Annotated in this window: 23 protein-coding genes and 1 riboswitch; of the genes, 12 read left to right on the top strand and 11 right to left on the bottom strand. The window is 71.5% G+C overall.

Annotated features, from left to right (window positions below; genetic code table 11):
* Nucleotides 1–33 precede the first annotated feature (33 nt).
* Complete coding sequence (locus ACIG5F_RS46330; RefSeq protein WP_396526655.1) at nt 34–1,716, top strand: DUF885 domain-containing protein; 1,683 nt, start codon at nt 34–36, stop codon at nt 1,714–1,716.
* 76 nt (nt 1,717–1,792) lie between these two features.
* Here ACIG5F_RS46330 and ACIG5F_RS46325 read toward each other — a convergent pair whose 3' ends face one another.
* Entirely contained in the window at nt 1,793–2,362 is a 570-nt protein-coding gene (locus tag ACIG5F_RS46325) for a GNAT family N-acetyltransferase (RefSeq protein WP_396526654.1), read from the bottom strand.
* Complete coding sequence (locus tag ACIG5F_RS46320) at nt 2,359–2,856, bottom strand: YbaK/EbsC family protein (RefSeq protein WP_396526653.1); 498 nt, start codon at nt 2,854–2,856, stop codon at nt 2,359–2,361. The genes ACIG5F_RS46325 and ACIG5F_RS46320 overlap by 4 nt, the downstream gene beginning before the upstream one ends.
* Nucleotides 2,857–3,015: 159 nt before the next feature.
* On the opposite strand from ACIG5F_RS46320, the gene ACIG5F_RS46315 reads away from it, so the two are divergent.
* Nucleotides 3,016–3,474, top strand: coding sequence for an SAV_6107 family HEPN domain-containing protein (locus tag ACIG5F_RS46315; protein WP_396526652.1), 459 nt, complete (start codon nt 3,016–3,018; stop codon nt 3,472–3,474).
* A complete protein-coding gene (locus tag ACIG5F_RS46310) occupies nt 3,471–4,235 on the top strand; it encodes a maleylpyruvate isomerase family mycothiol-dependent enzyme (protein WP_396526651.1) in 765 nt (254 codons plus the stop codon). The genes ACIG5F_RS46315 and ACIG5F_RS46310 overlap by 4 nt, the downstream gene beginning before the upstream one ends.
* Nucleotides 4,236–4,253: 18 nt before the next feature.
* On the opposite strand, the gene ACIG5F_RS46305 is transcribed toward ACIG5F_RS46310, so the two are convergent.
* Complete coding sequence (locus ACIG5F_RS46305) at nt 4,254–4,538, bottom strand: ribosomal protein L7/L12 (RefSeq protein ID WP_396526650.1); 285 nt, start codon at nt 4,536–4,538, stop codon at nt 4,254–4,256.
* Nucleotides 4,539–4,749: 211 nt separating this feature from the next.
* Here ACIG5F_RS46305 and ACIG5F_RS46300 point away from each other — a divergent pair, with 211 nt between their 5' ends.
* Nucleotides 4,750–5,424: a GntR family transcriptional regulator gene (locus ACIG5F_RS46300; protein ID WP_396526649.1), complete on the top strand. Its 675-nt coding sequence runs from the start codon at nt 4,750–4,752 to the stop codon at nt 5,422–5,424.
* A gap of 70 nt (nt 5,425–5,494) precedes the next feature.
* Nucleotides 5,495–6,481: a 1-aminocyclopropane-1-carboxylate deaminase gene (locus tag ACIG5F_RS46295; protein WP_396526648.1), complete on the top strand. Its 987-nt coding sequence runs from the start codon at nt 5,495–5,497 to the stop codon at nt 6,479–6,481.
* Between the two features lie 6 nt (nt 6,482–6,487).
* On the opposite strand, the gene ACIG5F_RS46290 is transcribed toward ACIG5F_RS46295, so the two are convergent.
* Both ACIG5F_RS46290 and ACIG5F_RS46285 read right to left on the bottom strand, forming a co-directional pair.
* On the bottom strand, nt 6,488–7,654 hold the full coding sequence (locus ACIG5F_RS46290; RefSeq protein WP_396526647.1) for a type I restriction endonuclease: 1,167 nt from the start codon (nt 7,652–7,654) through the stop codon (nt 6,488–6,490).
* A 46-nt stretch (nt 7,655–7,700) separates the two neighbouring features.
* Nucleotides 7,701–12,266, bottom strand: coding sequence for an ATP-dependent helicase (locus tag ACIG5F_RS46285; RefSeq protein WP_396526646.1), 4,566 nt, complete (start codon nt 12,264–12,266; stop codon nt 7,701–7,703).
* Nucleotides 12,267–12,433: 167 nt separating this feature from the next.
* On the opposite strand from ACIG5F_RS46285, the gene ACIG5F_RS46280 reads away from it, so the two are divergent.
* The 4 genes from ACIG5F_RS46280 (at nt 12,434) to ACIG5F_RS46265 (ending at nt 18,848) form a co-directional block, all read left to right on the top strand.
* A complete protein-coding gene (locus tag ACIG5F_RS46280; RefSeq protein WP_396526645.1) occupies nt 12,434–14,113 on the top strand; it encodes a chitinase in 1,680 nt (559 codons plus the stop codon).
* An 804-nt stretch (nt 14,114–14,917) separates the two neighbouring features.
* Nucleotides 14,918–15,499, top strand: a complete 582-nt coding sequence (locus ACIG5F_RS46275; RefSeq protein WP_396526644.1) for a sigma-70 family RNA polymerase sigma factor — start codon at nt 14,918–14,920, stop codon at nt 15,497–15,499.
* A 129-nt stretch (nt 15,500–15,628) separates the two neighbouring features.
* Complete coding sequence (locus tag ACIG5F_RS46270) at nt 15,629–17,482, top strand: Hsp70 family protein (RefSeq protein WP_396526643.1); 1,854 nt, start codon at nt 15,629–15,631, stop codon at nt 17,480–17,482.
* Between the two features lie 43 nt (nt 17,483–17,525).
* Complete coding sequence (locus tag ACIG5F_RS46265) at nt 17,526–18,848, top strand: MFS transporter (protein WP_396526642.1); 1,323 nt, start codon at nt 17,526–17,528, stop codon at nt 18,846–18,848.
* On the opposite strand, the gene ACIG5F_RS46260 is transcribed toward ACIG5F_RS46265, so the two are convergent.
* The 6 genes from ACIG5F_RS46260 to ACIG5F_RS46235 all read right to left on the bottom strand — a co-directional run bounded on the left by ACIG5F_RS46260 (nt 18,788) and on the right by ACIG5F_RS46235 (nt 23,488).
* The gene (locus ACIG5F_RS46260; RefSeq protein WP_396526640.1) at nt 18,788–20,047 is read right to left on the bottom strand and encodes a glycoside hydrolase family 27 protein; all 1,260 of its coding nucleotides are present in this window, start codon (nt 20,045–20,047) and stop codon (nt 18,788–18,790) included. The genes ACIG5F_RS46265 and ACIG5F_RS46260 overlap by 61 nt on opposite strands.
* A 169-nt stretch (nt 20,048–20,216) precedes the next feature.
* A complete protein-coding gene (locus ACIG5F_RS46255) occupies nt 20,217–20,867 on the bottom strand; it encodes a histidine phosphatase family protein (protein ID WP_396526639.1) in 651 nt (216 codons plus the stop codon).
* Complete coding sequence (locus ACIG5F_RS46250) at nt 20,783–21,625, bottom strand: CbtA family protein (protein WP_396526637.1); 843 nt, start codon at nt 21,623–21,625, stop codon at nt 20,783–20,785. Before ACIG5F_RS46250 ends, ACIG5F_RS46255 begins: the two co-directional genes overlap by 85 nt.
* Nucleotides 21,626–21,650: 25 nt before the next feature.
* Nucleotides 21,651–21,857: a CbtB-domain containing protein gene (locus ACIG5F_RS46245; RefSeq protein WP_184869016.1), complete on the bottom strand. Its 207-nt coding sequence runs from the start codon at nt 21,855–21,857 to the stop codon at nt 21,651–21,653.
* 68 nt (nt 21,858–21,925) lie between these two features.
* Nucleotides 21,926–21,982, bottom strand: a riboswitch (cobalamin riboswitch).
* A 79-nt stretch (nt 21,983–22,061) separates the two neighbouring features.
* The gene (locus tag ACIG5F_RS46240) at nt 22,062–22,883 is read right to left on the bottom strand and encodes a bifunctional 5,10-methylenetetrahydrofolate dehydrogenase/5,10-methenyltetrahydrofolate cyclohydrolase (protein ID WP_396526636.1); all 822 of its coding nucleotides are present in this window, start codon (nt 22,881–22,883) and stop codon (nt 22,062–22,064) included.
* Entirely contained in the window at nt 22,880–23,488 is a 609-nt protein-coding gene (locus ACIG5F_RS46235) for a cyclodeaminase/cyclohydrolase family protein (RefSeq protein ID WP_396526635.1), read from the bottom strand. Before ACIG5F_RS46235 ends, ACIG5F_RS46240 begins: the two co-directional genes overlap by 4 nt.
* A gap of 728 nt (nt 23,489–24,216) precedes the next feature.
* Here ACIG5F_RS46235 and ACIG5F_RS46230 point away from each other — a divergent pair.
* The 3 genes from ACIG5F_RS46230 to ACIG5F_RS46220 all read left to right on the top strand — a co-directional run bounded on the left by ACIG5F_RS46230 (nt 24,217) and on the right by ACIG5F_RS46220 (nt 26,193).
* Nucleotides 24,217–24,411 (top strand): DUF3046 domain-containing protein, encoded by a 195-nt coding sequence (locus ACIG5F_RS46230; protein ID WP_396526634.1) that lies wholly within the window; start codon nt 24,217–24,219, stop codon nt 24,409–24,411.
* A 191-nt stretch (nt 24,412–24,602) separates the two neighbouring features.
* Nucleotides 24,603–25,643, top strand: a complete 1,041-nt coding sequence (recA, locus tag ACIG5F_RS46225; protein WP_211766269.1) for a recombinase RecA — start codon at nt 24,603–24,605, stop codon at nt 25,641–25,643.
* A 7-nt stretch (nt 25,644–25,650) separates the two neighbouring features.
* Nucleotides 25,651–26,193: a regulatory protein RecX gene (locus ACIG5F_RS46220; protein WP_396526633.1), complete on the top strand. Its 543-nt coding sequence runs from the start codon at nt 25,651–25,653 to the stop codon at nt 26,191–26,193.
* Nucleotides 26,194–26,523: the final 330 nt, after the last annotated feature.

Raw genomic sequence — 26,523 nt, 5'->3', positions numbered from 1 at the left:
GATGGAGCTACACGGCCCGGTAGCGTGCCGGCCATGTCATCCACCCCACGAGGCGTGCACCAGCTGAGCGACGACTACGTTGCGGACTACGCCGCTCTTGACCCGAACGCGGCGACCCACCTCGGCATCACGGGGTACGACGAGGACCTCACCGACTTCTCGCCCGAGGGGCACGAGAGCCGGGCGGAGCTGACGGCCCGGGCGATCCGCGACATCGGGGCGGCCACGCCGGCCGACGAGTCGGAGCGGGTGGCCCAGGCGGTGTTCCTGGAGCGCAACGGGCTGTCCGCGGAGTTCCACGAGGCCGGGCTGGACCTGTCCTCGCTGAACGTGATCGCGAGCCCCGTGCAGGACCTACGCCAGCTGTTCGACCTCATGCCGACCGAGACCCCCGAGCAGTGGTCCACGGTGGCGGTCCGGCTGGCCAAGGTGCCGCAGGCGCTGGCCGGGCTGCGGGCATCGCTGGCCAAGGCCGCCGACCGCGGCGTGGTGTCGGCGCTGCGCCAGGTGACCCGGGTCGCCGAGCAGTGCGACACCTGGGCCGGCCTGAGCGGCGGATCCTCCTTCTTCGCCAACCTGATCTCCGGCGCCGACGACGTCGACGCCAAGCTGCGCACCCGTCTGGAGGCCGGCGCGAACGCCGCCGCCCAGGGCTACGCCGACCTGGCCGCGTTCCTCCGTGACGAGCTCGCGCCCAAGGCCCCGGCCAAGGACGCGGTCGGGGTGGACGTGTACCGGCTCAACTCCCGCTACTTCACCGGCGCGCGCCTCGACCTCCAGGAGGCGTACGAGTGGGGCTGGGCGGAGTTCGCCCGCATCGAGGCCGAGATGCGGGAGGTCGCCGGCCGCATCAAGCCGGGGGCCACGCTGGCCGAGGCCGCCGCCGTGCTGGACGCCGACCCGCGCTACCGGCTGCACGGCCAGGACGAGCTGCGCGACTGGATGCAGCGGCTGTCCGACAAGGCCCTGGCCGACATGCGGGGCGTGCACTTCGACATCCCCGACCCGCTGATGGCCCTGGACTGCCGCATCGCCCCGCCCGGCGGCGGCGTCGGCGCGTACTACATCGGCCCGACCGACGACTTCAGCCGTCCGGGCGCGATGTGGTGGTCGGTGCCGGCCGACCGTGAGGAGTTCTCCACCTGGCGGGAGACCACGACCGTCTACCACGAGGGCGTGCCCGGCCATCACCTCCAGATCGCCACCGCCGTGCACCGCGCCGACCGGCTCAACCGGTTCCAGCGGCTCATGTGCTGGGTGTCCGGCCACGGCGAGGGCTGGGCCCTGTACGCCGAGCGGCTGGTGCGCGAGCTGGGCTACCTCGACGACGACGGCGACCTGCTGGGCATGCTCGACGGCCACCTGTTCCGGGCCGCCCGCGTCATCGTCGACCTCGGCATGCACCTGGAGCTGGAGATCCCCGCCGGCAGCGGATTCCACGACGGCGAGCGCTGGACGCCGGAGCTGGGCCTGGAGTTCATGCTCACCCGGACCATCACCGACCCGGCCCACGTGCGCGACGAGATCGACCGCTACCTGGGCTGGCCCGGGCAGGCCCCGTCGTACAAGCTCGGCGAGCGGCTCTGGCTGGCCGCCCGTGACGAGGCCCGCGCCCGCCACGGCGACGCCTTCGACCTCAAGGCCTTCCACAAGCAGGCCCTGGACATGGGCTCGATGGGCCTCGACACCCTCCGCGAGCGCCTGGCCCAAATCTGAGCCCCTCTCGCCTTTTCTCACGCTTGGAAGGGGGCTTTCCTCCACTCGGAGTGCAGGAAAGCCCCCTTCCAAGCAATCAGGACTGGTCGACGGGGAGGGTGCGGCCCAGGACGGCGAAGGGGCGGGGGTCGCCGGCGAACTGGTAGTGCCGCAGCACGTCCTGGAAGCCCACGCGCCGGTACAGTCGCCACGCCCGGGACGGGCCCTCCGGCGTCGACAGCAGCACGCGCTCCGAGGCGACGCCGTCGAGCAGGCCTCGCAACAGCCGTTCGCCGATGCCCCGGCCCTGGGCCTCGGGCAGCACGTGCAGTTCGGTCAGCTCGAAGTAGTCCCGCATCCACTCGTCGACCACGGTCGGCGTGGATACGGCGGTCAGCCCCCGGCGCACCTGCTCGTGCCACCACTGGCCGGCGGCGCCGCGATAGCCGTAGCAGACGCCGACCAGCGCGCCGTCCTGGTCGAGCGCGCCGACGCAGCGCCAGCCCGCCCGGATCATGTGCGCGAGCCACATGGGGGCGCGCTGCTGGGCGGTGCCGGCGGGGTAGCGCATCGCCGTCACGTACAGGTTGAGCGCTTCCGGCAGTCGGGCCCGCAGCGTCTCGGCGCTGAACTCGACCAGCCGCTCGGTCTGGGGCGACGCTGTCATCGCTGGTCTCCGGCCACGGTCGCAGGGATGCCGCCGGTGACGGCGACCAACTCGTCGAACGTCGTCGGGTAGACGGCGTTGGGATGCCCGGCGGCGGCCCAGACGACGTCGTACTCGGCGAGGTGCACGTCCACCAGGGTACGTATCGGGGCCGGGTGCCCGACGGGCGAGACGCCGCCGATCACCTGGCCGGTGTGCGTGCGGACCGAATCCGGGTCGGCCCGCTGCACCTTCGCCACGCCGACCAGTTCGGCCAGCCGCTTGGTGTCGGCGCGGTGCGCGCCCGAGGTCAGGACCAGCAGCGGCGCGCCGTCGGCGAGGAAGAACAGGCTGTTGGCGATCGCGCCCACCGGCGCCTCGACGGCCTCGGCCGCCGCCGCGGCGGTGCGGACGGCGTCATCGAGCACTCGAATTCCCGCGGCCGCGCCGGTCGCGCCCCTCTCGACGAGGGCGCTGCGGACCGTGCTCACCCCGGGGTGCTCCTGATCGCTCACGAAACCAATGACACCACGGCTGGGGTAGCAGGCCCCAACGGGGTTGAACCGGCCGTCCCGAACGCGCTATCCTCGATGTATCGAACAGATGTTCGATACGAGCCGCCGGCTTCCCCACGGCGGAGACGTCGAGCCCACGACGCCGCGAGGAGGCCGCTGATGTCTGTGCCCGTTCGTCTTCCCGAGTCGTTCCTGGTGCCCACCCCGCCCAGGTCCCGACTTCGCGCGGTTCCCTCGCCCGGCGCGTCCCCGTCGGCGCGGACGCTGCTGGCCCAGGCCCGCCAGGGGCTGCTCCAGGCCGAGCACGAGCCCGACGCCGCCGAGCGCTTCGTGCGGGCGCACCTGGCCGCCCTGCGGGCCGCCGCCGCGGTGCTCGCCCTGCGCGGGCGGCCGCACCGCACCCGTACCAAGCCCATGAGCGCCTGGGTGCTGCTGGCCAAGGTCGCGCCCGAGTTCGCCGAGTGGGCCTCGTTCTTCCAGTCCTGCGCGTCCACCCGGCACGCGGTCGAGTCCGGCATCACCCGACTCGTGTCCGCCCGCAGCGCCGACGACCTGGTCCGGCAGGCCGGCCAGTTCGTGGACCTCGTCGACCGTGCCGTGCACGGGGCGGGGCGGTGACCGGGCGGGCCCTCATCGACCACGACCGCCTGCTCGACGTTCTTGTCGCCGAAGGGGAGCTGATGGCCAGCACGGCCGACGGCGCCCCGGCGGACCTGCCCGTCCCCAGCAAGCCGACCAGCACCCTGGCCGACACCGTCCGCCACGTCGGCGGCGTGTTCCGGATGGTCGCCGCCCGGCTGCGGGGCGGCAACGGTCCGGTGCGCTGGGAGAGCACTCCGCCCCCGGGCGGCGCGCTCGTCGAGTTCCTGCGTGGCGGCCTGCACGAGCTGGTCGATGAGTTGTCGGCGCATCCCGCCGACGCGGTCTGCGACACCTGGTGGCCGCTGGACCAGACCTACGGCTTCTGGCGCCGTCGGATGGCCCACGAGGCCACCATGCACCGGGTCGACCTCCAGTCGGCCACCCGGACCCCGCTCATCACCGTCGACGACGACGTCGCCGTGGACGGGGTGGACGAGGCCCTCACGCTGTGGTTCGCCCACCGGCTGTCGGTGATCGGCGTCTCCGGCAGCTCCGAGTTCAAGGTCGCCGTCCGATCCGGCGGCCGGGTCTGGCTCGTCTCGTCGCACGGCGACAACAAGGCCGCCTGGCGGGCCGCGCCGGTCGACGCCGAGTCCGTCCAGGCCACCGTCACCGGCGAGCCGATGACGGTGTACCTGTGGCTGTGGGGCCGGCTGCCGTTCACGGCCGTCCGGATCACCGGGGACGTGGACGCCGTGGCCGCGCTGTGGGCCCTGCTCCGCCTGGCCACGCACTGAGCCGGCGCGGTGGACCGCCTAGTGCAGGCGTTCCACCGCGTCCTTGGCCTCCTTGAGGCCCGCTCCGGTGAGCTCGCGGTAGCGCTTGATCGCCTCGATCTTGCGGCCGGCCCGGGCCAGATGCAGCACGTCCTGGTCGGGGCCCGGTTGCTCGACGCCCACGTGCTGCATCAGCTGGTCGACCTTGCGTTCCAGGCGTTCCAGCCGCCGCTCCAGCAGCCTGGTCGAGCCGGTTCGGCTCATCAGCGCGCCGAGCAGCGCCACCACCGCGATTCCGAGAACTATCACCGTCGTGGGATCCACCACTGCACGGTAGCCGGTGGCTCAGGCCTTGGCTGCCGGGCAGACGCCCGCGTCCAGCCACTTCTCGCGCAGGTCGGCCGGGATGTTCAGGGTGGTCGGCTGGCCGGTGGTGAGGGTGCGGACGCTGCTGGCCAGCGGCAGGCTCCCCGCCTTGTCCAGGACGGTTGTCGCCGCCCTTGACTGCCGCGCCCCGACCGGCCACCATACTGAAATGCAATATATTAGTCGCCTGGACCGGCCGCTCCTGCGGGATCGGGCGCTGGCCACCATCCGGCAGGCGATCGTGTCCGGGGACCTGGTGCCGGGCGAGGCCATTCGCGACCTGGACCTGGCCGAGCGGCTGGGCCTGTCCCGCACGCCGGTCCGGGAGGCCCTGAGCCACCTGGCCGAGGAGGGACTGGTCGAGTCCAAGCCGCACAGCTACACCCGGGTCACGCCCATCGATCCCGTCGCCGTGCGGGATGCCCTCCAGGTCGTGCAGGCCATGCACGGCCTCGCCCACCGGCTCGCCGTGCCGCTGCTCACCGTCGACCACCTGGCCCGGATGCGCGCCGCCAACACCCGCTTCGACGCCGCCCTGTCCGCCGGCGAGATCGCCGGTGCCCTGGCCGCCGACGACGACTTCCACCGCGTCCCCGTCGAGGCCTGCGCCAACTTCGCCGTCGCCGCCACCATCCAGCGCTACACCCCGCTGGTGCGACGCCTTGAGTACCAACGCTTCTCCTCCAGCTGCGGCGCCGATTCCGTCGCCATGCACGAGGAGATCGTCGTCGCCTGCGAACGCGGCGACGGCGACCTCGCCAGCCGCCTCGCCGAACGCAACTGGGCCACCCTCGCCGCCGAACTGGCCAAGCACACCGACGAGCCGCCCGCGCCGACGAAGTAATGCCCGCCCGCCCGACCGGTTCGATCGTCCGGCGCGACCATCACCCCCACCCAGTGAACGGAGTTTTCCCTTGGGACTCGAGGACTTCGCCCGTTATCCGCTGACCTTCGGCCCCTCGCCCGTGCACGAACTGGAGCGGCTCACCGCGCACCTGGGCGGCGCGCGGGTGTGGGCCAAGCGGGAGGACTGCAACAGCGGCATCGCCTACGGCGGCAACAAGACCCGCAAGCTGGAGTACCTGGTCGCCGACGCCCTGGCGCAGGGCTGCGACACCCTGGTGTCGATCGGCGGCGTGCAGTCCAACCACACCCGCCAGGTCGCCGGCGCGGCGGCCCGGGCCGGGCTGAAATGCGTGCTGGTGCAGGAAAGCTGGGTCGAGTACGCCGACCCGGGCTATGACCGTGTCGGCAACATCCAGCTCAGCCGTCTGATGGGCGCGGACGTCCGGCTCGTGCAGTCCTCGTTCGGCATCGAGTTCAAGCAGAGCTGGCAGGACGCCATCGCCGAGATCGAGCGGGCCGGCGGCAAGCCCTACGCCATCCCCGCCGGCGCCTCCGACCACCGCCTCGGCGGCCTCGGCTTCGCCGGCTGGTCCCGCGAGGTCGAGCGCCAGGAACGCGAACTCGGCGTCTTCTTCGACACCGTCATCGTCTGCTCCGTCACCGGCAGCACCCAGGCCGGCATGCTCGCCGGCTTCACCAACCGCGACCGCCGCGTCATCGGCATCGACGCCTCGGCCAAGCCCAAGGAGACCTTCGACCAGGTCACCCGCATCGCCGACAACACCGCCGACCTCATCGGCGCCGAGCCCCTGGAAGTCATCCTCGACGACCGCTACCACGCCGGCGTCTACGGCGTTCCCGACGAGTCCACCTTGGACGCCATGCGCCTGGCCGCCCGCACCGAGGGCATGATCACCGACCCCGTCTACGAGGGCAAGTCCATGGCCGGCCTCATCGACCTGGTGTCCCGCAAGGAAATCCCGGCCACCAGCACTGTCCTCTACGCCCACCTCGGCGGCCAGCCGGCCCTGAGCGCCTACAGCGCCATCGGCTAGGCCGGACTAGAACGCGGCGCCGAGTTCGCCCGCGGCCGGCGTTTCGACAGTGGTCGTGCCGGCCAGATAGCGGGCCACCGTCTTCCGCAGGTGGTCAGCGTGGTGGTAGATGTCCTCGGTCCGGTCGACCGGGATCCGGGTTTCGATCTTGTTCTCGTCGAACACCCCGAGGTACTTCTTCGACCGGTTGAACCACAACCGCGCGATCGGCCTGCGGTTGTTGTCGTCCAGCAGCACGCCGAAGTAGGTCTTCGTGTCGCGGGCGACGACCCGGGCGGCAGCCACCTCGCCGCACACGATGGCCCGCACGATCCGGTAGCCCTCCAGCTCGTCCTCGGTGGTGACGATGTCCTTGTCGCTCGATCGGATTTCCTCGGCCGGCGTGCTGTCCGCAGGTGTCGACGCGACGGCCTCGCTGGAAACACCGGCGTCGCTGGGCATGACCAGATAGCTGTCCGGTCCGCCGAGGGCGTTCTTCAGCCGGTCGTTGACCTGCTCGTTGAGGAACTGCCGGGCCGCCTTCTCCACCAGGGGAACGAACTGCTCGCGGATCCGCTGGGTGAACGACCGGTCGTACACGCGGCTGGTGAAGAACCGCACCCACTCGTCCTCGGGCTCCTTGAACTGGGCCGCCAGGATCCGCTTGATCTGGCCGATGTACTTCAGCTCGCCGGCCGCGCTGATCACCGAGTCGAGGTCGAACGACTCCTTGGTGAGTTTGGCCAGTTCGGGCAGCAGGGTCTCGTCGATGTCCGACAGATCCAGCACCAGGAACGGCTTGGCGTCCATCCGGTTGGGCGCGTCGAGGTCGGTGTAGAACTCGTAGGTCTCACCGTTGGTCAGGATCGCGATCCTGGCATTGGTCACCGAGAAGTACCGGAACAGCTGGGACGCGTGCTCGGGGCGCAACGGCTCCCTGATCTTCTTGACCTCGACCAGCAGCTGCACCTGTCCGTTGTGGGCGATCGCGTAGTCGATCTTCTCGCCCTTCTTGGTGCCGACGTCCGCGGTGAACTCCGGGATCACCTCCGCGGGATTGAACACGTCGTAGCCGAGAACGGTGCTGATGAACGGCATCACGAAGGCGTTCTTGGTCGCCTCCTCCGTCTCGATGTCCGCCTTGTGCTTGCGAATCTTGAGGGCCAACGCCCCCGTGCGTTCGGCGATCTCCATGGCCGCCACATCGACCGCCTGCGTCGTCGCGTTACCTGCTGATCGGCTAGGCGCGCAGGCGTAGGCCCTTGGGGGTGGCGCGGAAGCCGGCGTCCTGGAGGACGACGGAGAGCTTGGAGCCCAGGGCGCCTTCGCCGTCGGCGCGTTGGACGGCGAGTTGGCCGAGCCAGCCGTCGCGGACGGAGCGGGCGAGGGCTTCGGCGGCGTGGCGGAGTTGGGGTTCGGCCTCGGTGAACGAGAGCAGGGAGCGGCCGCCGCGTTCGACGTAGAGGACGGGGGAGCCGTCGACGAGGACGGCCAACGCGCCGGCCTTGCGGGCGGGGCGGTGCTTGCCGTCGCCGACGGGGTCGGGCCACGGCAGGGCGGCGCCGTAAGGCTGGGCGGGGTCGGCGGCGGCGAGGACAAGGGAGTTCAGGGCGGCCTCGTCGGGGCGGGACTGGGCCCGAAGCTGGTCGACGGCGCCACGGGCGGCGAACTGGGCGGCGCCGAGACCCTCGACGACGTAGCCGCGGACGACCTGCCCGGAGTCCTCCATGGCCCGAAGCACCCGGTACACGCCGCTGAAGCCGCCGGACACCCGCTCGGTGTCCAACGCCCCGCGGGTGAGAACTCCGTGCCGCTCAAGGAAAACCTCGGCCCGGGCATGGGCCCGCCGGGTCGGGTCGGCTTCCCGGGCCGGCACCAGCGACCAGCGGCCGGCCACGGTCGGCGGCCCGGTGCGGCTGGGCATCTGGGCCCGGCCGAGCCGGGCATAGCGGCCACGCGGCGACGGTCGGCGGGGCTTGTGGGCGGCCCCGCGGCCAGAGACCAGGGAACGCAGCGGGGCCAAGGTGTCGTTGGTGACGAGCCCGGCCCACACGAGGTCCCACAGCGCGGCGACCACGGCCGGATCGTCCACGGGATCCTCGACCAGCCCGGTGACCCGGTCGGTGAGCTGACGGAAGAACAGCGCCCCGCCGGCCAGGGCGGCCAGCACGGCGGAGTGCAGCGGCGACTCCGGCGCGGTCTCCTCGAGATCGGGCAGCACGAGGTCGGCGACATCGGTCGGGGCCAGCGCGATCCAGCCGTCGCCGCCGGCCAGCGCCCCGCACCCGGCCCAGGTGACCTCGCCGGTGGCGGTCAGCTCGTCCAGCAGCGCCGGGTTGTAGCCGGGCAGCCGCGACGGCAGGATCAGCGACTCCAGGCCGCTGGCCGGCAGCGGGGCCCCGGCCAGCTGCTCCACCACCGACAGCACGTCGTCGACGGTCGGGGCGGTCCGCAGCCGCCGGAGCCCGGGTGCGGGTGTCCCGTAAGACACAATGCCGTGCCAAATGGGCAGAAAACGGGCATATGCCGCCTGCTCAACGGGCTCGACCTCGGCCCGAAGTCGTGCTAGCGAGGCCCGTCGAAGCCGCCGCAGCACCTCGGCGTCGCAGTACTCGGTGCCCATGCCGCCGGGCCGCAACTCGCCCCGGACAAGCCGGCCGGCGCCGGCCAGCCGGTCCAGGACGCCGTGCACGACGGCGACGCCGAGACCGAACCGTTCGGCCGCCTGGGCTGCGGGGAACGGGCCCCGCGTCCGGGCGTACCGGGTCAGCAGGTCCCCGAGCGGATCGGCCACCGGCTCGGTGAAAACCTCGGGCACGCCAACGGGAAGCGCCGCGCCGAGGGCGTCGCGCACGCGGCCGGCGTCCTCGATGGCGAGGTACCGCGCCGAACCGGCGATCCGCACCTGGATGGCCCGCCGCTCGGCCACCAGCTGCTCCAGCCACTCCACCCGAGCCCCGCGCTCGGCGGCCTCCTCGACGGTGAGATCTCCCAGCAGTCGCAGCAGGTCGGCGGTCTCCTCGACGTTGCGGGCGTGCCGGTCGGGCGCCAACCGCTGGAGCTGCTGCTCGATCTCGGCCAGCACCTCGGGGTCGAGCAGCTCGCGGATCGCCTCGGAGCCGAGGAGCTCGGCCAGCAGCGTGGTGTCCAGGGACAGCGCCGCCGCCCGGCGTTCGGCCAGCGGAGTGTCGGTCTCGTACAGGAACATGCCGACGTAGCCGAACAACAGGCTGCGCGCGAACGGCGAGGGCTGCGGCGTCTCCACCTCCACGACGCGAACCCGCCGCGCCCGCACATCGCCCATGAGTTCCCGCAGGCCGGGCAGGTCGTACACGTCCTGCAAGCACTCCCGCATCGCCTCCAGCACGACCGGGAACTGCTCGTACTGCGACGCCACGGCCAGCAGCTGCGCGGACCGCTGCCGCTGCTGCCACAGCGGCTGCCGCTTGCGGGGATCCCGGCGCGGCAACAACAACGACCGCGCGGCGCACTCCCGGAACCGCGAGGCGAACAGCGCCGACCCACCCACCTCGGCCACCACCACCTGCTCGACCTCCTCCGGGTCGAGCAGCATGTCCTCGGCCGAGGGCAGCACATCGGCCCCGGTGTCGTCGAAGGCCTCGGGCAGCCGCACCACGATGCCGTCATCGGAGTGCGCGACCTGCGGATCCAGCCCGCGCCGCTCGCGCAGCCGGGCCCCGATGGCCAGCGCCCACGGCGCGTTCACCTGCGCCCCGAACGGCGAGTGCACGGCGATCCGCCAGTCGCCCAGCTCGTCCCGGAACCGTTCCACCACCACGGTTCGGTCGTCGGGCACGTGCCGGGTCGCCGACTTCTGCTCGTCCAGATAGGACAGCAGGTTGTCGCACGCCCACTCGTCCAGCCCGGCCTCGACCGCGCGCGCCCGGGCCTTCGCGGAGTCCATACTGGACAGTTCCCGGACGAACTTTCCCAGCGCACGGCCGAGTTCCAGCGGCCGGCCGACGGTGTCGCCCTTCCAGAACGGCAGCCGGGCCGGCTGGCCGGGGGCCGGCACGACCTCCACCCGGTCGTGGGTGATGTCCTCGATACGCCAGGAACTGGTGCCCAGCAGGATGTTGTCGCCGACCCGCGACTCGTACACCATCTCCTCGTCCAGCTCGCCGACCCGCGACCCCGGCCGCCCGTCCTCGCCGCCGGGCGTCATCACGGTGAACAGCCCGCGGTCGGGGATGGTGCCGCCGGAGGTGACGGCCAGCCGCTGCGCGCCGGGCCGGCCGCGCAGCTCGCCGGCGATCCGGTCCCACACCACGCGCGGCCGCAGCTCGCCGAACTCCTCGCTGGGGTAGCGCCCGGCCAGCATGTCCAGCACCGAGTTCAGCGCCGACTCCGGCAGCCCGGCGAACGGCGCGGCCCGCCGCACCACCGAGCCCAGCTCGGTCACCGACCACGGCTCCATCGCCACCATGGACACGATGTGCTGGGCCAGCACGTCCAGCGGATTGCGCGGATAGCGCACGGACTCGATCGCCCCGGCGGCCATCCGCTCGGCCACCACGGCGCAGGCCACCAGGTCGCCGCGGAACTTCGGGAACACCACGCCCTTGGACACCGCGCCGACCTGGTGCCCGGCCCGGCCGACCCGCTGCAACCCGGACGCGACCGTCGGCGGCGCCTCCACCTGCACCACCAGGTCCACCGCGCCCATGTCGATGCCCAGCTCCAGCGAGGACGTCGCCACCACGCACGGCAGCCGCCCCGACTTGAGCTCCTCCTCGACCAGGGTGCGCTGATCCCGGGACATGGAGCCGTGATGAGCCTTGGCGATCACCGGCAGGGCCCCGGTGGTTATCCCCGAACCACCGACGGCCTCTGCCGGGAATCGCTCCATCTCCACGGACTCTTCGCCCGCGAGCTCGTTGAGCCGCGCAGTCAACCGCTCGGCCAGCCGCCGCGAGTTGGCGAACACGATGGTCGACCGGTGCTGGCGCACCAGCTCCAGCACCCGCTGCTCCACCGACGGCCAGATCGAGGTGCGCTGTTCGGGACCGGACGCCGAGCCGCTGACTTCCCCGGTCGGCTCGCCCAGCGTCGCCATGTCCTGCACCGGCACCTCGACGGTGACCTCGATGGTCTTGCTCGCCGCCGGCTGCACCACCTTGATCGGCCGCCCGCCGGCCAGGAACGCGCCGACCTCCTCGACCGGACGGACCGTGGCCGACAGCCCGATCCGCTGCGCCGGCTTGGGCAGCAGCGCGTCCAGCCGTTCCAGCGACAGCGCCAGGTGCGCCCCGCGCTTGCCGCCGGCGACGGCGTGCACCTCGTCCACGATCACCGTCTCGACGCCGCGCAGCGACTCCCGGGCCTGCGACGTCAGGATCAGGAACAGCGACTCCGGCGTGGTCACCAGGATGTCGGGCGGCGTGCGGTTGAAGGCGCGGCGCTCCTCCGGCGGCGTGTCGCCGGTCCGCATGCCGACGGTGATCGACGGCTCCGGCAGCCCCAGCCGGTGCGTGGCCTGCCGGATGCCGGCCAGCGGGGCGCGGAGGTTGCGCTCCACGTCCACCGCGAGGGCCTTCAGCGGCGACACGTACAGCACGCGGCAGCGGTGCTGCCGGTTCTCCGGCGGCGGCTGCGAGGCCAGCCGGTCCAGCGCCCACAGGAACGCGGCCAGCGTCTTGCCGGAGCCGGTCGGCGCGACCACCAGCGCGTGCTCGCCGGCCGACACCGCCGCCCAGGCCCCCTCCTGGGCGGCCGTGGGCGCGACGAAGGCCCCCGTGAACCAGTCCCTGGTCGCGGGGGAGAACGCCGACAGCGCTTCCGCCATGCCCACCATCATGGCAAGCGGGTATGACACTTCCCGTGCAAGAGGTCTTGACCTGCGGAAACGTGACTTTCTCTTGACCGGGGAAATGGTCTAGTCCATTGTTCACGGATACGTGTGCGCGTCACTTCGATGCCCAGGCCGCCACCCCTGCGCATGGAGGTTCAGCTATGTCACGGAAGTGGACACGCTGGTTAGCCGGAGCGGTCGCCGCCGCCACGGTCGTGCTCGGCTCGGTCGCCACCGCGGCCGCGGCCACCAACCTGCTGGCCAACCCTGGTTTCGAGGCCGGCAACACGAGCAGCTGGACGTGCAGCGGCGCGACCACGGTCGGCAGCCCGGTGCACAGCGGCTCGTACGCGCTGGCCGCCACCCCTGCCGGCCAGGACTACGCGCAGTGCAGCCAGCGGGTCACCGTGCTGCCCAATTCCGCGTACACGCTGTCCGCCTACGTGCAGGGCAGCTACATCTACCTCGGCGCCACCGGCACCGGCGGCACCGACCCGCAGACCTGGACCTCGTCGAGCAGCTACTCGCAGCTGTCGACCAGCTTCACCACGGGCGCCAGCACCACCAGCGTCACCATCTACATCCACGGCTGGTACGGGCAGCCCACGTACTACGCCGACGACTTCGTGCTCAGCGGCCCCGGCGGCGGTGGCACCACCCCGACGGCCCCGGCCGCGCCCACGGGCCTGCGGTCGACCGGCACTACGTCGTCCTCGGTGTCGCTGTCCTGGACGGCCCCGTCCGGCGACGTGAGCGGCTACAACGTGTACCAGAACGGCGCGAAGGTCGGCACGGCCTCGGGCACCTCGTACACCGCGAGCGGGCTGTCCGCCTCCACCAGCTACACCTACGCCGTGACGGCCTACAACTCGGTCGGCGAGTCGCCCAAGTCCAACCAGATCAGCGCGACCACCACGGCCGGCGGCGGCAACCCGCCCGGCGGCGGCACGCTGCCCACGCACGTGCTCACCGGCTACTGGCAGAACTTCTACAACGGCGCGAAGGCCCTGAAGCTGGCTGACGTGCCCACGACCTACGACCTCGTCGCGGTCGCCTTCGCCGACGCCACCAGCACCCCCGGCGCCATCTCGTTCACCCTCGACTCCGGGCTGGCCGGCCAGGTCGGCGGCTACACCGACGCCCAGTTCACCGCGGACATCGCCACCCTGCACGCCCGCGGCCAGAAGGTGATCCTCTCGGTCGGCGGCCAGAACGGCACCATCAGCGTCGGCGACGCGACCGCCGCCGCCAACTTCGCCAACAGCGCGTACTCGCTGATCCAGAAGTACGGCTTCGACGGCATCGACATCGACCTGGAGAACGGCGTCAACGCCACCTACATGGGCCAGGCGCTGCACTCGCTGGCCGGCAAGGTCGGCTCCAGCCTGGTCGTGACGCTGGCCCCGCAGACCATCGACATGCAGTCCACCGGCATGGCGTACTTCCAGCTGGCGCTGAACATCAAGGACATCCTGACCATCGTCAACATGCAGTACTACAACTCCGGCACGATGCTGGGCTGCGACCAGGCCGTCTACGCCCAGGGCTCGGAGAACTTCCTGACCGCGCTGGCCTGCATCCAGCTTCAGGGCGGCCTGCGGGCCGACCAGGTCGGCCTGGGCCTGCCGGCGTCGGGCTCGGCCGCCGGCGGCGGCTACACCGCGCCGTCCACGGTCAACGCGGCGCTGGACTGCCTGGCCAAGGGCACGAACTGCGGCAGCTTCAAGCCGAGCGCCACGTATCCCACGATTCGCGGCGCGATGACCTGGTCGATCAACTGGGACGCGTCCAACGGCTACGCCTTCGCCAACACGGTGCACCCGCACCTCGGCTCGCTGTAGGACGTTCGACACCGTACTCGCGGTAACCCTTAATCCGTGTCGACTATCGCGAAGGGGCCCATTCTCGCAGGAATGGGTCCCTTCGTTCTGGACTGTCACTCGATCGAACGAGTATCTCGGGGCAATGCCCCGGATTATCGATTACCAATGAGTAGGCCGATGGAAAGCCTTTTCTTGGGCATTCACCTGGACGTACTACGTCCGGTGTTCGGACGGGCGCGTAACGCTCACCGGTGGTTGTGACGACAACTGTGGGTCGTTGCCATAGCGTGACCACGGCGGCGACGCGGCGCCCAGGTCACGGTTGCGTTTCGTGTTCTCCCTGGCAGGAGGGAGTGTCCTCGAGCCGGGTGATGCACCTTTTCCTGGTGTGTCTGCACGAGCCGCCCTGGACCATGCGGCCGAAGACTGCATACTCCTCACGGTCGGTAGCTGCGTGTTCACCAGCGCGGATCCATTTCTGGAAACTTTCCCAGGGTCCTTGTGAGGGCGGCCACGCAGCGTTAGCGTTCTCGGTGCGCCCGGGAAGTCGGTGGGACGACAACCCGGGCACACGCCGCACCGGAAGGCTTTGGGAATGGTCCGACGGCGCGGCAGCACGGGGCAAGGGGTGTCGGGGGTGTTCGGGTCGCCGGCCACGGCGGAGACGGCCTGATTACCCGGCGCGTGGGGTGCACAACCGTAGTCGATTCGCCGGAGATTCTCCGTCAACGGCGGATTATCACCCAATTTCACGTGCGGGGACAGATGAATAACTTGGCACAGGTTCTGCCTGTGAGGGCGGCCGTCGCACCGGTGAGGCCGGTGGCAGCGTACGGTCCGCAGGACGAGCAGTTCCGTCAGCTCGTCGACGCCGCGGTCAACCGCGATCCGGTTGCCACGCAGCGGGTTCTGGAGTCGATCAGGCCGATCGTGCTGCGGTACTGCCGCGCCCGGATCGGCCGGCTGGACCGGTCGTTCGCCTCCGCGGACGACGTGGTGCAGGAAGTCTGCCTGTCGGTGATCTCGGCGTTGCCGTCCTATCGCGACCAGGGGCAGCCGTTCCTGGCCTTCGTGTACGGCATCGCCCAGCACAAGGTCGCCGACGCGCACCGGGCCGCCGCCCGCAACCGGTCGCTGCCGGTGCCGGAGGTGCCGGACCGGCCGGAGACGGTCGCGGGTCCGGAGCAGCGGGTGCTGCAGGACGAGTTGAAGAGCAACATGGACCGGCTGCTGGCGGTCCTGTCGGACAAGCAGCGCGAGATCGTGGTGCTGCGGGTGGTCGTCGGCCTGTCCGCCGAGGAGACCGCCGACCTGGTCGGGTCCACCCCGGGAGCGGTTCGGGTGGCCCAGCACCGGGCGCTGACCAGGCTGCGCAAGCTGGTCGGCAGCACGAAGGAGTTCTGAAGGTCGGGCACCCGATGGGGTGAGGGAGTGTCATCCCATCGGGCTCGTGACGGGCTTGGTGAACCGGGCCGCCGGACACCGTGCCGTGTGGCAGCATCTGCGCGAGGCCAGCGGGTTCAGGGGGCGCGCGTGCGGGTGCTGTCGATCGACATGGGGACGTCGAACACGGTGGCGGTGCTGGCCGTGCCCGGTCAGGATCCCCGCGTCGTCGAGGTCGACGGCGCGGCCGTCATGCCGTCCGCTGTCCACGCCGGCGAGGATGGCGTGATCCTCGTCGGCCGGGACGCCGAACGGCAGGCCCGCGTCGACCCCGCACGCTTCGAGGCCGCCCCGCTGGGCCGCATCGACGACGGCGTGCTGCGCCTCGGCGGCAGTGTCGTGCCCGTAGCCGACGCGCTCGCCGCCGTGCTGCGGCGGGTGCTCGACGAGACCGTTCGCCAGCTCGGCGGGGCCTTGCCGGACGAGTTCCGGATGACCTACCCGGTTCACTGGGGTCCGTCCCGGCGCAACACCCTGATGTCCGCCGCCCGGCTCGCCGGCATGACCGGCGACATCGTGCTCGTGCCCGGTTCGGTCGCGGCGGCCGCCCACTCCCGCCTCGCCCCGGGCAGTTCGGTCGCCGTCTACGACCTCGGCGGCGGCTCCTTCGACGTCGCCGTCATCGAGGCCACCGGCCAAGGCTTCACCGTCCTCTCCTCCGACTCCCGGCCCGACCTCGGCGGCTCCGCCATGGACCGGCTGCTGCTGGAGTACGTCGGCCGCCAGGTCTCCAACCGTGGCGCCGCCCAGTGGCAACAGCTCGACCACCGGGCCCTGCTCTCCGAGGTCCGCGCCGCCCGTGAGGCCCTCTCCGGCCAGCCACAGACCGAGCTGCCCATGCCCGAGCCCTTCTCGGATGTGCTCCTCACCCGGCCCGAGTTGGCCGCCCTGGTCCGCCCCGGCCTGATCCACAGCGTTGAGCTCCTGTCCTCCACCGTCGCCGCCAGCGGGGCACGCCCTTCCGGCGTCTACCTCATCGGCGGGGCCAGCCGCATGCCACTCGTCGCCGCCCTCATCGGCGAACGCCTGGGGGTTGTGCCCACCCTCGCCGACCACCCCTCGGCTGCCGCCGCCCTGGGCGCACACCTCGTGCCCCGCAACGGCGTCTCGCACCGAGCGGCCGGCGCCGTGCATCCGACGCCGACGGGCACTCACGGGCAGCAGACGGCCTTCCCACAACCCGCCCGGTCGCAGCTGCCGGCCGGCCAGCCCTCGGTCCAGCAGTTCGCGTCCCAGCAGTCGTCGGTCTATCAGTCATCGACCTACCCGCAACCCGCCCAGCCCGCGCCTTCTCCCCAGAACGCCGCCGGCTCCGGCGACTTCATGGCCGGGGCCAACTTTCCCCAGCTGCCACCAGAGGCCGCCCCCGCTCGCCGAGGCGCATCGAAGGCGACCCTGGTGGCGTCGGGGGCGATCGTGGCCGTGGCGCTGCTCGTGCTCGGCGGCTTCCTGGTGTTCGGCCAGCGGAGCTTCCCGAGCGCGGCGGACTGCACGGGCCAGCCGGGGTCGCCGGACGGCAAGGGGTTCACCAGCTGCACCCGCCAGCTCGCGGGCCCGGTGGCCGACCAGGGCGACTGCCACGGCGGCTACGACGGCAGCGGCCTCACCGTGCCGGGACTGGCCGGCAGCACCGTCACCTGTCACACCAGCGGGCAGACCGTTGTCTACATCCAGGCAACGTCGCTCGATGAGGTGAACCGGAAGGTGGCCGCGATGATGGACGCTTACCCCAGCAGCGCCAAGGTGAAGGCGCGGTGGAAGGGCAACGGGCTGTCCGGCGACTACGAGGCGCTCGCGCCGAGCGGCGTGGGCGTCGTGGTGTTCACGGTGTCGGACCGCCCGCTCGTCGGCGTGCTCACCGCGCCCGCCACCTCGTCGCCGAGCTCACTCACGGCAGCGAAGGCGGGCGGCATGTTCGAACGTTCGGTGCAGCCCGGTACCTGATTGGTCGTCAACGGCCATGGCCACCGCGTGTGACGATCAAATGGTGGACCGCCGCCATCCCGCGCAGCGCCGGGTGCTCGGATTTCTCGTGGGCACTCAGGCGATCGGTTCCGTCGGCGTCGGCACCGGCATCACGCTCGGAGCCCTCACCGCGACAACGCTGTCCGGGTCGGTGGCGGTCGGCGGGCTGGGGGCGACCGCGATCGCCGTCGGCGCGGCGCTGCTGGCGGTGCCGGTCGCCGCGCTCGCCCGCCGGTTCGGACGACGGCGTGCGCTGGCGGCGGCCTACGGCGTCGGCGCGCTGGGCGGCGTCGGCTGCGCCGCTGCGACGGCTTTCGGTTCGTGGCAACTGCTTCTGCTCGCGTTGACGGCCTTCGGCGGCGGCACGGCCGCCACCCTGGCCGCCCGCTACGCGGCCGCGGACCTGGCCAATCCCGGACGGCGGGCCGGCGCGATGTCCACGGTCGTGTGGGCCACCACGATCGGCGTCATCGCCGCGCCGAACCTGGCCGCGCCGGCGACCGGCGCCTTCGGTGCCGGCGGGCCGTTCCTGCTCTCGACCTGCGCGTTTGTCCTGGCCGGCGCCGGAGTTCTGCTCGGCCTGCGGCCGGATCCGTTGCTGGCCGGGCGAGTCGCCGTGGTCGTCGGCGACAGTTGTTGCGGCGTAGGCGCTTCCGAGCTGCCCCAACGGCACACCCGGGCCGAGGTGTGGTGGGCGCTCGGCCCCAACGTTCGGCTAGCACTGCTAGGTGTCGCCCTCTGCAACACGGCGATGACCGGGATGATGTCGATGATGCCGGTGCAGATGACCGGCGGCGGCTCGACGCTGACCGTGGTCGGCATCGTCGTCAGCGTGCACGTCACCGGCATGTACGCCGCGAGCCCGCTGTTCGGCGTGCTCGCCGACCGCATCGGCCGGATGCCCGTGCTCGCCCTCGGCGCGGCCCTGGTGGTGGCCGGGGCCGGCGTGTGCGGCATGGCCTCCGCCCACGACGCGCCCCAGATGGCCATCGGCATGGTCCTGCTCGGCTGCGGCTGGTCGGCCGGCGTCGTCGCCGGCTCCGCGCTGCTCACCGAGTCGGTGCCGGCGGCCCTGCGCCCCTCCACGCAGGGCCTGGCCGACCTCGTGCTCAACGGCGGCGGCGTGCTCGGCGGCCTGCTCGCCGGCGTCATCATGAGCACCTCGTCGTTCACCGTGCTCGGACTCGTCGTGGGCTTCGCCGCCCTGCCGGTGCTGATGGCGTGCATGGGCACCACGCTGCGGCCCGTGGCTGCGCCGGCCGAGGCGCCCCCTGAGGTCGAGCCTCAGGACACCGGAACCGCCCGGATGAGCCGGGTCTCGCCGGGGCGCAGCGTCGCGCTGTAGCTCGTCTTGACGGTGCCCTTGGCCTTCTGCGCCCACAGGTCCGTCACCGCGGCGCTGCCGGTGGTGATGCCGACCTGCGACCAGTTCACCGTGATGGTGGCGTTGCCGCTGGTCCCGGTGTTGAACAGGGCGACGACGTAGCCGCCGGACGGCTCCTTCTTGGCCCACACCTGGGTGTTGCCGCTCTTGGTGAGCCGCTTCGCCGCGATGGCGTCCTGGTCGACGCCCAGCACCGAGTCGTTGGTCAGCATCGCCTTGTCGGTGGCGTCCAGCTGGGTCAGGTCGGTGCCCAGCAGCAGCGGGGCCGCCGCCATCGCCCACAGCGTCAGGTGGCTGCGGCGCTGGTCGCTGGTCAGGCCGGTGTTGTCGCCGTTGCCGATCTCCAGCGAGTCCAGGTCGTTCCAGCCGCCCGGGCCCGCGTACTGCTGCCACGACGAGGCCGTGTCGAACCGCGCCGACACGTGCTTCCAGTCGGTCAAGGGGAAGCTAGCGCCGCTAGCACCGCAGTAGCACTCCACGTCGCCCTGCGTGCGCCAGCCGTTCGCGTACTGCTGCCAGGTCTTCGCGTCGGCGATGGCCAGGTTGTTGGACAGCTCGAAGTGGATGGGACGCCCCGAGTTCCTCAGCGCCGCCGACCACGCCTTCACGTCCGGGATGTCCGGGCTGCCGACGCCGTCGATCTTGAGGTAGTCCACGCCCCAGTCCGCGAACTGCCTGGCCCAGGAGTCCACGAAGGCCTGCGCCCCCGGCTTGCCGTAGTCGATGCCGTACATGTGCTTGCAGTTGTAGTTCTTCTCCAGCGTCGAGGTCACCGCGATGTCCTTCGCGTGATAGCTCGTGCCGGCGATGGGGGAGTTGGCCTTCACCGCGTTCTCGGCGATGCCGGGCGTGACGTAGAAGCCGAACTTCAGGCCGTCCGCGTGCACGTGGTCGGCCACGGCCTTGATGCCGTCCGGGAACTTGGCCGGGTCCACCACCCAGCGTCCGTTGCCGTCCACCACCGGACCGCTGCCGTCGCACTTCATCCAGAAGTCGTCGAGGTTGACGTACTCGAACCCGTGCTGGGCCAGGCCCGAGTTCTTGATCGCGTCCGCCTGCGCCTCGATCTTCGCCGCCGTCGGGGCCTTGCGGATGAAGCTCCAGCTGCTCCAGCCCATCGGCGGCTTGGCCGCCAGGCCGTTGTTCTCGGCATTGGCCACAGGTGTTGTCGTCGCTACCACTGCTAGCGCCGCTAGCAGGGCGAGCGGTAACGCATACCGGCGCACGGGATCCTCCTACCCACGTCGTGCGGCGGCGGCGCCTTGCAACGTTGTGGAAACGTTTGCAGTGTAGGTGGGCGGAGGACACCCGGCTAGCCCTTGCCGGCGGTCATTCGAGGGGCAGGCCGGTTTCCCGCACCGTCCACCGGCCGGGTCCGCCGGTCAGCTGGGTCACCGTCAGCGGCGAGATGTCCACCCGCCAGAACGCCGAGGCGGGCGCCCCTAGCGCCGCTAGGACCGCTGCCCTGATCACGGCCGGCGAGGTGACCACGCCCAGCCGGCCGACGTCGTTCTGCCGGTCCAGCCAGGCGGCGACCCGCTTGAGCACACCGCTGACCGGCTCGCCACCGTGCGGGGCGGCGTCCGGATCGGTCATCCACGCCATCAGCTCGGCCTGCTCGACCTCGGCCAGGGACCGTCCGCGCCACGAGCCGTGATCCAGATCGGCCAGGGCGTCGTCGACGACGGCGTCCCAGCCGAGGGCCTCGGCGGTCTGCGCGCAGCGCAGCTCCGGGCCCCGGCTGAGAGCATCCGTCCTGGCCGGTCCGGCCAGCGCCGCCGGCTGTCGCGTCGATTGCTGTCGCGTCGATTGCTGGCGCGACAACGGCTCGTCGGCGGGAAAGCGGGCCTGCCGCACGGCGTCGGTGGCGCCGTGGCAGACCAGGAAGATCCGGTTCAGGCCGCCACCTGCTCGGCCTTGGCCTTGGGGGCCAGCAGCCGCTCGGCCAGCGGCGCGAACAGCAGGCCGATGGCCGCCCACAGGATCGCCTGCGCGGCCACCGAGTAGAAGCGGAAGTCCCACAGCAGATCGGCTGGGAATCCCGGATAGACGATCTGGCCGGCCGGGTTGCGCAGCGGCTGCGGCGTCTCGGTCGCCTGCGGGCCGTAGTCGCGGACGTTGGCGGCGAGCTCGCCCAGCGAGGGCAGCAACGCCATCACGACCCCGATCACCACGACAAAAGCCAGCGCCGCTAGCAACGTGGCGTTCCAGTTGCCGAACCGCTTGGCCAGCCGCTTGCCCAGGATGACCGCGCCGATCAGGAACGCCACCGAGCACACCATCATCAGCACGTACACCGCGCCGCGCACGCCGATCGTCTCCGGATGGCCGATCGACGGCGGGTTGGCCGGGTACTTCACGAACGGCACCAGGTAGATGCCGAGGAAGCCGCCGCCGGCGACCAGCACCGACAGCGTGCGGGGCCGAAGGTTGCCGACCCGGCCCAGGCAGATCGCGTAGGCCACGGCGAACAGGGCGCCCATGGCCACCCCGAACAGCACGATGCCCGCGCCGATGCCGAGATTGGCCTGGACGGCCCGGCTGAAGATCTCCGGGCCCTCGTCGCCGACCGGCAGGCCGGCCGCCTTGTCCAGGGCGGCCTGCGCCTCGTCCCGTCCGCTCTCGTAGTCGATCGCGGCCTGGATCTGCGGCTCGGCGAAGATCCGGGCGAAGACGAACGCCAGCAGTCCGGCGAGGGCGCCGACGAGCACGCCCCGCAGGATGATTCGCTTTTCCATGTTCGGTTGTCCCGCCTCTGATCGGTCAGTGGCAGGGGAAGCCGAGGAAGTGGCGCGCGTCGTGCACGAACTCGTGGATGTACATGTTGTCGCCGAACACCGACGTGGCGCCCTGGTCGATGCCGATGAAGTAGTACAGCGCCAGTGCCAGCAGGACGGTGCCGCCCAGCCACAGGATCGCCTTCGGCAGCGGCAGGACAACCGGTGTGGGTACCGCGGTGGTCGCGGGCATGGTGCTCACGGGGCCTCCTTCGGGGATCGTGCGTCCCGTTCGTTCGTGGGGCAGGCGATGGCGTGGTGTCTGACTCGCCCGTCTCCGGGCTCACAGTGGCGCGACCGTGCCGGAATCCCACCGGCTTACGCACTCCATCACTCAGCGCGGCACACTACGGATCTCGATCGCCGCACGTCAATCCGCCGAGCAGGGCGTATGAAATCAGTGTGAGGCAGCCGTCACGACGTTGCGCAACAGCAGCGCGGTCGTCACCGGTCCGACACCTCCCGGCACCGGCGTGATCGCCTCCGCGATCGGCTCCACCGCCTCCGTGTCCACGTCGCCGATCAGACCGCCGTCCGCGGTCGGGTTCGTGCCGACGTCGATCACCACCGCGCCCGGCCGGATGTGCGCCGCGCCCAGCACGTGGGCGCTGCCGGCGCAGGCCACCACCACGTCCGCGCGGCTCGTCTGCACCGCCAGGTCCTTGGTGCGGGAGTGGCACACCGTCACGGTCGCGTTCTCCGCGAGCAGCAGCAGCGCCGCCGGCTTGCCGACCACCGTGCTGCGGCCCACCACCACGACGTCCGCGCCGGCCAGCGTCGTGCCGTGCGCGTGCAGCAGCTCCACCACCGCCTGCGCCGTCGCCGGGGCGAACGCCGGCAGGCCCGCCGCCAGCCGGCCGAGGCTGGCCGGGTTCGCGCCGTCCACGTCCTTGACCGGGTCGATGTGCATCGCCACCTCGTCGCGCGTGATCCCCGGCGGCAGCGGCGTCTGGCACATCACGCCGTGCACCGTCGGGTCCGCCGACAGCTCGGCCAGGCACGGGCCCACCATCTCGTGCTCGTCCACCACCCGCACCGCGACGCCGATCTTCTCGCCCGTGCGGACGAGGGAGCGGACGTACCACGCCGTCGCCTCGTCGTCGGTCGGGACCACGATCGCCAGCGTCGGCGTGATGCCGGCGGCCCGCAGCCGGGCCGCGTCCGCCGCGACCTGGGCACGGATGGTGGCGGCCACCTCGCGGCCGTCGATCAGGGTCATCGGATCTCCTTGATGAACTTCTCGGCCGCGGCGACCTCGTCGCCGATACGGGCCAGTTCCGCTTCCAGTCGGGCTCGGGCGACTACGTCGGTCATCGACGCCCGGTTCACCGCCACGTTCACCGCCGCCGCCTGCAGAGCCGCCCGGGCCGACACCGCCGCCACCGCCACGTCCGACAGCACGTTCACGTTCGCCCCCGGCCTGATCCTCTTCGCCAGCTCCAGGATCCCGGCCGCCAGCGCCGCCGTCCGCAGCGGCACCTCGGCCGCCTCCACCAGCGCCTCCTGGATGGCCTTGGTCCTGCTGGCCTTCTCCTCGTCGGTCCCCTTCGGCAGCTTGTAGGCGTCCGTCACCCCCTTGAACGCCTTCGCGTCCTCCTCCGCGAGCCCGACCGCTTCCTCCCGCCGCTCGGCCGCCTCCTTGAGCACCTCTCGCATCGTCGCCTCGTGCTCCGCGTACTTGGGGCGGCCCACCGTCAGCTCGCACACCATCGACACCAGCCCCGCCGCCATCGCCGCGTGCATCGCCGCCACCGCCCCGCCCCCCGGCGCCGGCTCCGCCGACGCCAGCTCGCCGAGCCAGCTCCCGATCGTCTGCTCCCGCATGGATCAAGCCTAGAACCGCTTCCCACCCCTGAAAGTGGCACAGGCCGCCCCAGCCGTCCTCGAGTCCTGCCCCAAGGCCCCCAGTTCCCACTTCCGGCCCACCGCTCCCGTTCCCGCGGCCCCCAACCCCTGCCCGCCCGGACACCCCATTCCCCCGCCACCAGGCCCGCCTTCGCTGCCCCATGCGCACCCAAGGCCGCCTTCGCTTCTGCCTGTCGCCTTGGGGGTGACTGCCGGCGCGCCTTGGCCGCATCCGATGGTCGGCCACGAGGTCCGCCTTCGTGGCGTCCCTCGCACCCAAGGCCGCCCTTGGTTCTTGGTCATCCCGGTCGATCGCCGCGGAAGTCACTCATCGTCACCATTTGACTTCGGGCTGCCGGTTGCGGGCTCAATCGGCGCCGCCGGCCTGGTTCCGCCGCGAGGTCCGCCTTCGTTGCGCTGTCGGCCACGGGGGCCGCCCTCGTCGCGCCCGGCTCGGCCGCGCGGCGTCGGCGCCTCGCCTCTCCTGCCGAGGCGAAAAGCGTCCTTGACCTGTGGAAATGCCATCGGTCCGCGGACATAAAGAAGCGCCGCAGCCCTGGGGGTCGACTGCGGCGCCTCGCCGTGAGTTTCCAACTGCTGAGGTCGGGGGGATCACGGGCCCACACCAAGGATAGCGTGTTTCCCGGGGCAGGGAAGCCCTCGGTCCCCACTTTCTGCAATTTGCTGTCAGCGTAGGCTTGACCACGATGCGTATCACTGCCTTTCGGGCCCTGATGGCCGAGGAGTTCGGACGGGTCCGGTCCGAGATGATCGCCCGCGACCACGTGTTCTCCGAGCTGGACGGGCGCACTGTCGACCAGGCGCTGGAGGCCGGCGTGCCGACCAGGACGATCTGGCGGGTGGTGTGCGAGGCGTTCGACGTCCCGGTCGAGCGGCGCTGACGACGCGGACGGCGTGTCGGTTTTCCCTCGAACAGGTGTTCGGCTAGCCTGGGGATCCGCAGGCCGCCGAAATTGTCAGACCCTCCCCGTAGCGTCCTCGGTGACGACAACCCCGGCGGCGGGCCAACCAGTCAGACCCAAGCAGTCAGACGGGGCAAGCGGGCCGGCCAGACAGACAGAGGTGGACTTCCATGGCACCAGCAGCACCGGACAAGGACAAGGCGCTCGAACTGGCTCTCGCCCAGATCGACAAGAACTTCGGCAAGGGCTCGGTGATGCGCCTCGGCCAGGAGACCCGGGCGCCCATCGAAGTGATCCAGACCGGCTCCATCACGCTCGACGTGGCGTTGGGCATCGGCGGCTACCCGCGCGGCCGGGTCATCGAGATCTACGGCCCGGAATCCTCCGGTAAGACCACGGTCGCGCTGCACGCGGTGGCCAACGCCCAGCGCAACGGCGGCATCGCGGCGTTCATCGACGCCGAGCACGCGCTGGACCCGGACTACGCCAAGGCCCTGGGCGTGGACACCGACGCCCTGCTGGTCTCCCAGCCGGACACCGGCGAGCAGGCGCTGGAGATCGCCGACATGCTGGTCCGCTCGGGCGCGCTGGACATCCTGGTGATCGACTCGGTGGCCGCGCTGGTGCCCAGGGCCGAGATCGAGGGCGAGATGGGCGACAACCACGTCGGCCTCCAGGCCCGCCTGATGAGCCAGGCGCTGCGCAAGATGACCAGCGCGCTGAACAACTCCGGCACCACCGCCATCTTCATCAACCAGCTGCGCGAGAAGATCGGCGTCATGTTCGGCTCGCCGGAGACCACGACCGGTGGCAAGGCGCTGAAGTTCTACGCCTCGGTGCGCCTGGACGTGCGCCGGATCGAGACGCTCAAGGACAGCGGCGACGCGGTCGGCAACCGGACCCGGGTCAAGGTCGTCAAGAACAAGGTCGCCCCGCCGTTCAAGCAGGCCGAGTTCGACATCCTGTACGGCCACGGCATCAGCCGCGAGGGCTCGCTCATCGACATGGGCGTCGAGCAGGGCATCCTGCGCAAGTCCGGCGCCTGGTACACCTACGACGGCGACCAGCTGGGCCAGGGCAAGGAGAACGCCCGCAAGTTCCTGCTGGAGAACCCGGACGTGGCCAACGACATCGAGAAGAAGATCAAGGAGAAGCTGGGCATCGGCGCCCAGGTCGACGCCGAGGACGCGCCGGCTCCGGTCGACTTCTGAGAACGCGGTGACGAAGCGGGAGGAGGCGTCCGGCGAGACTCCGACGGTGCGTGACGCGCCGGAGGTGCGCCGGGCGCAGGATCTCTGCGTGCGCCTGCTCAGCGTGCGGGCCCGGTCCCGCACCGAGCTACGGCAGGCCTTGGCGCGTAAAGAGGTCGAAGAGGAGGTGGCCGAGTTGGTGCTCGGCCGCCTGGACCGGGCCGGCCTGATCGACGACGAGGCGTTCGCGCACGAATGGGTGGCCTCCCGGCACAACCACCGGGGCCTGTCCAAGCGGGCCCTGGCCGACGAGCTGCGCCGCAAGGGCGTCGACAGTTCGGTGGCTGCCGAGGCCGTCGCCGCCGTGGACGAGGACAGCGAACTGGAGCGAGCCCGCGACCTGGTGCGCCGCAAGCTGTCCTCCGTCGCCCGGTTCGACGACACCACCAAGCTCCGTCGCCTGGTCGGCGTGCTCGCCCGCAAGGGCTACCCCGAAGGCATGGCGGTCCGGGTGGTGCGTGAGGAACTCAGCCGCGACGGTGCCCCCGGCCTCCCCGACGACGACTTCTGACCGCCGCCCCGAGGGCAGGCCATGGTCTTGCCCGGGCTGATGTGCCCGGCCACCGCAGCGCCTTCACCACGTCAGGTCCTTCATCGCCGTCGGCACGCCGAACAGCGGGATCGAATCACGGCAGACCCACCTCGGCCGGCAGTGCCGCACCGCCTTCCGGCCCGACGCTCCGCCGACCGGCCGCGCCTCGGTCGGCAATCCCCGCGGTGTTGACGGCGACCGGGCTCGGCTCCTGCGGTGCCGGCCGGGCTTGGTTCGGGCTCCGGATCGGCGGCGTCACGGGGCCGGGGTAGGGGCCGATGAGCTCGGCGCCGGGCTGGGCCACGGGCG

The sequence above is a fragment of the Kutzneria sp. NPDC052558 genome, from assembly GCF_044547355.1.
In the GTDB taxonomy this organism is placed as follows: Bacteria; Actinomycetota; Actinomycetes; order Mycobacteriales; family Pseudonocardiaceae; genus Kutzneria.
This window is presented reverse-complemented; position numbering and strand designations above follow the sequence as displayed.

Coding starts and splice junctions, on each gene's coding strand:
- ACIG5F_RS46300 (WP_396526649.1), top strand. CDS start 4,750: ATGCAATATATTAGTCGCCTGGACCGGCCGCTCCTGCGGGATCGGGCG.
- ACIG5F_RS46325 (WP_396526654.1), bottom strand. CDS start 2,362: ATGACAGCGTCGCCCCAGACCGAGCGGCTGGTCGAGTTCAGCGCCGAG.
- ACIG5F_RS46290 (WP_396526647.1), bottom strand. CDS start 7,654: ATGGAGATCGCCGAACGCACGGGGGCGTTGGCCCTCAAGATTCGCAAG.
- ACIG5F_RS46315 (WP_396526652.1), top strand. CDS start 3,016: ATGTCTGTGCCCGTTCGTCTTCCCGAGTCGTTCCTGGTGCCCACCCCG.
- ACIG5F_RS46235 (WP_396526635.1), bottom strand. CDS start 23,488: ATGCGGGAGCAGACGATCGGGAGCTGGCTCGGCGAGCTGGCGTCGGCG.
- ACIG5F_RS46250 (WP_396526637.1), bottom strand. CDS start 21,625: ATGGAAAAGCGAATCATCCTGCGGGGCGTGCTCGTCGGCGCCCTCGCC.
- ACIG5F_RS46280 (WP_396526645.1), top strand. CDS start 12,434: ATGTCACGGAAGTGGACACGCTGGTTAGCCGGAGCGGTCGCCGCCGCC.
- ACIG5F_RS46240 (WP_396526636.1), bottom strand. CDS start 22,883: ATGACCCTGATCGACGGCCGCGAGGTGGCCGCCACCATCCGTGCCCAG.
- ACIG5F_RS46285 (WP_396526646.1), bottom strand. CDS start 12,266: ATGGCGGAAGCGCTGTCGGCGTTCTCCCCCGCGACCAGGGACTGGTTC.
- ACIG5F_RS46330 (WP_396526655.1), top strand. CDS start 34: ATGTCATCCACCCCACGAGGCGTGCACCAGCTGAGCGACGACTACGTT.
- ACIG5F_RS46245 (WP_184869016.1), bottom strand. CDS start 21,857: ATGCCCGCGACCACCGCGGTACCCACACCGGTTGTCCTGCCGCTGCCG.
- recA (WP_211766269.1), top strand. CDS start 24,603: ATGGCACCAGCAGCACCGGACAAGGACAAGGCGCTCGAACTGGCTCTC.
- ACIG5F_RS46230 (WP_396526634.1), top strand. CDS start 24,217: ATGCGTATCACTGCCTTTCGGGCCCTGATGGCCGAGGAGTTCGGACGG.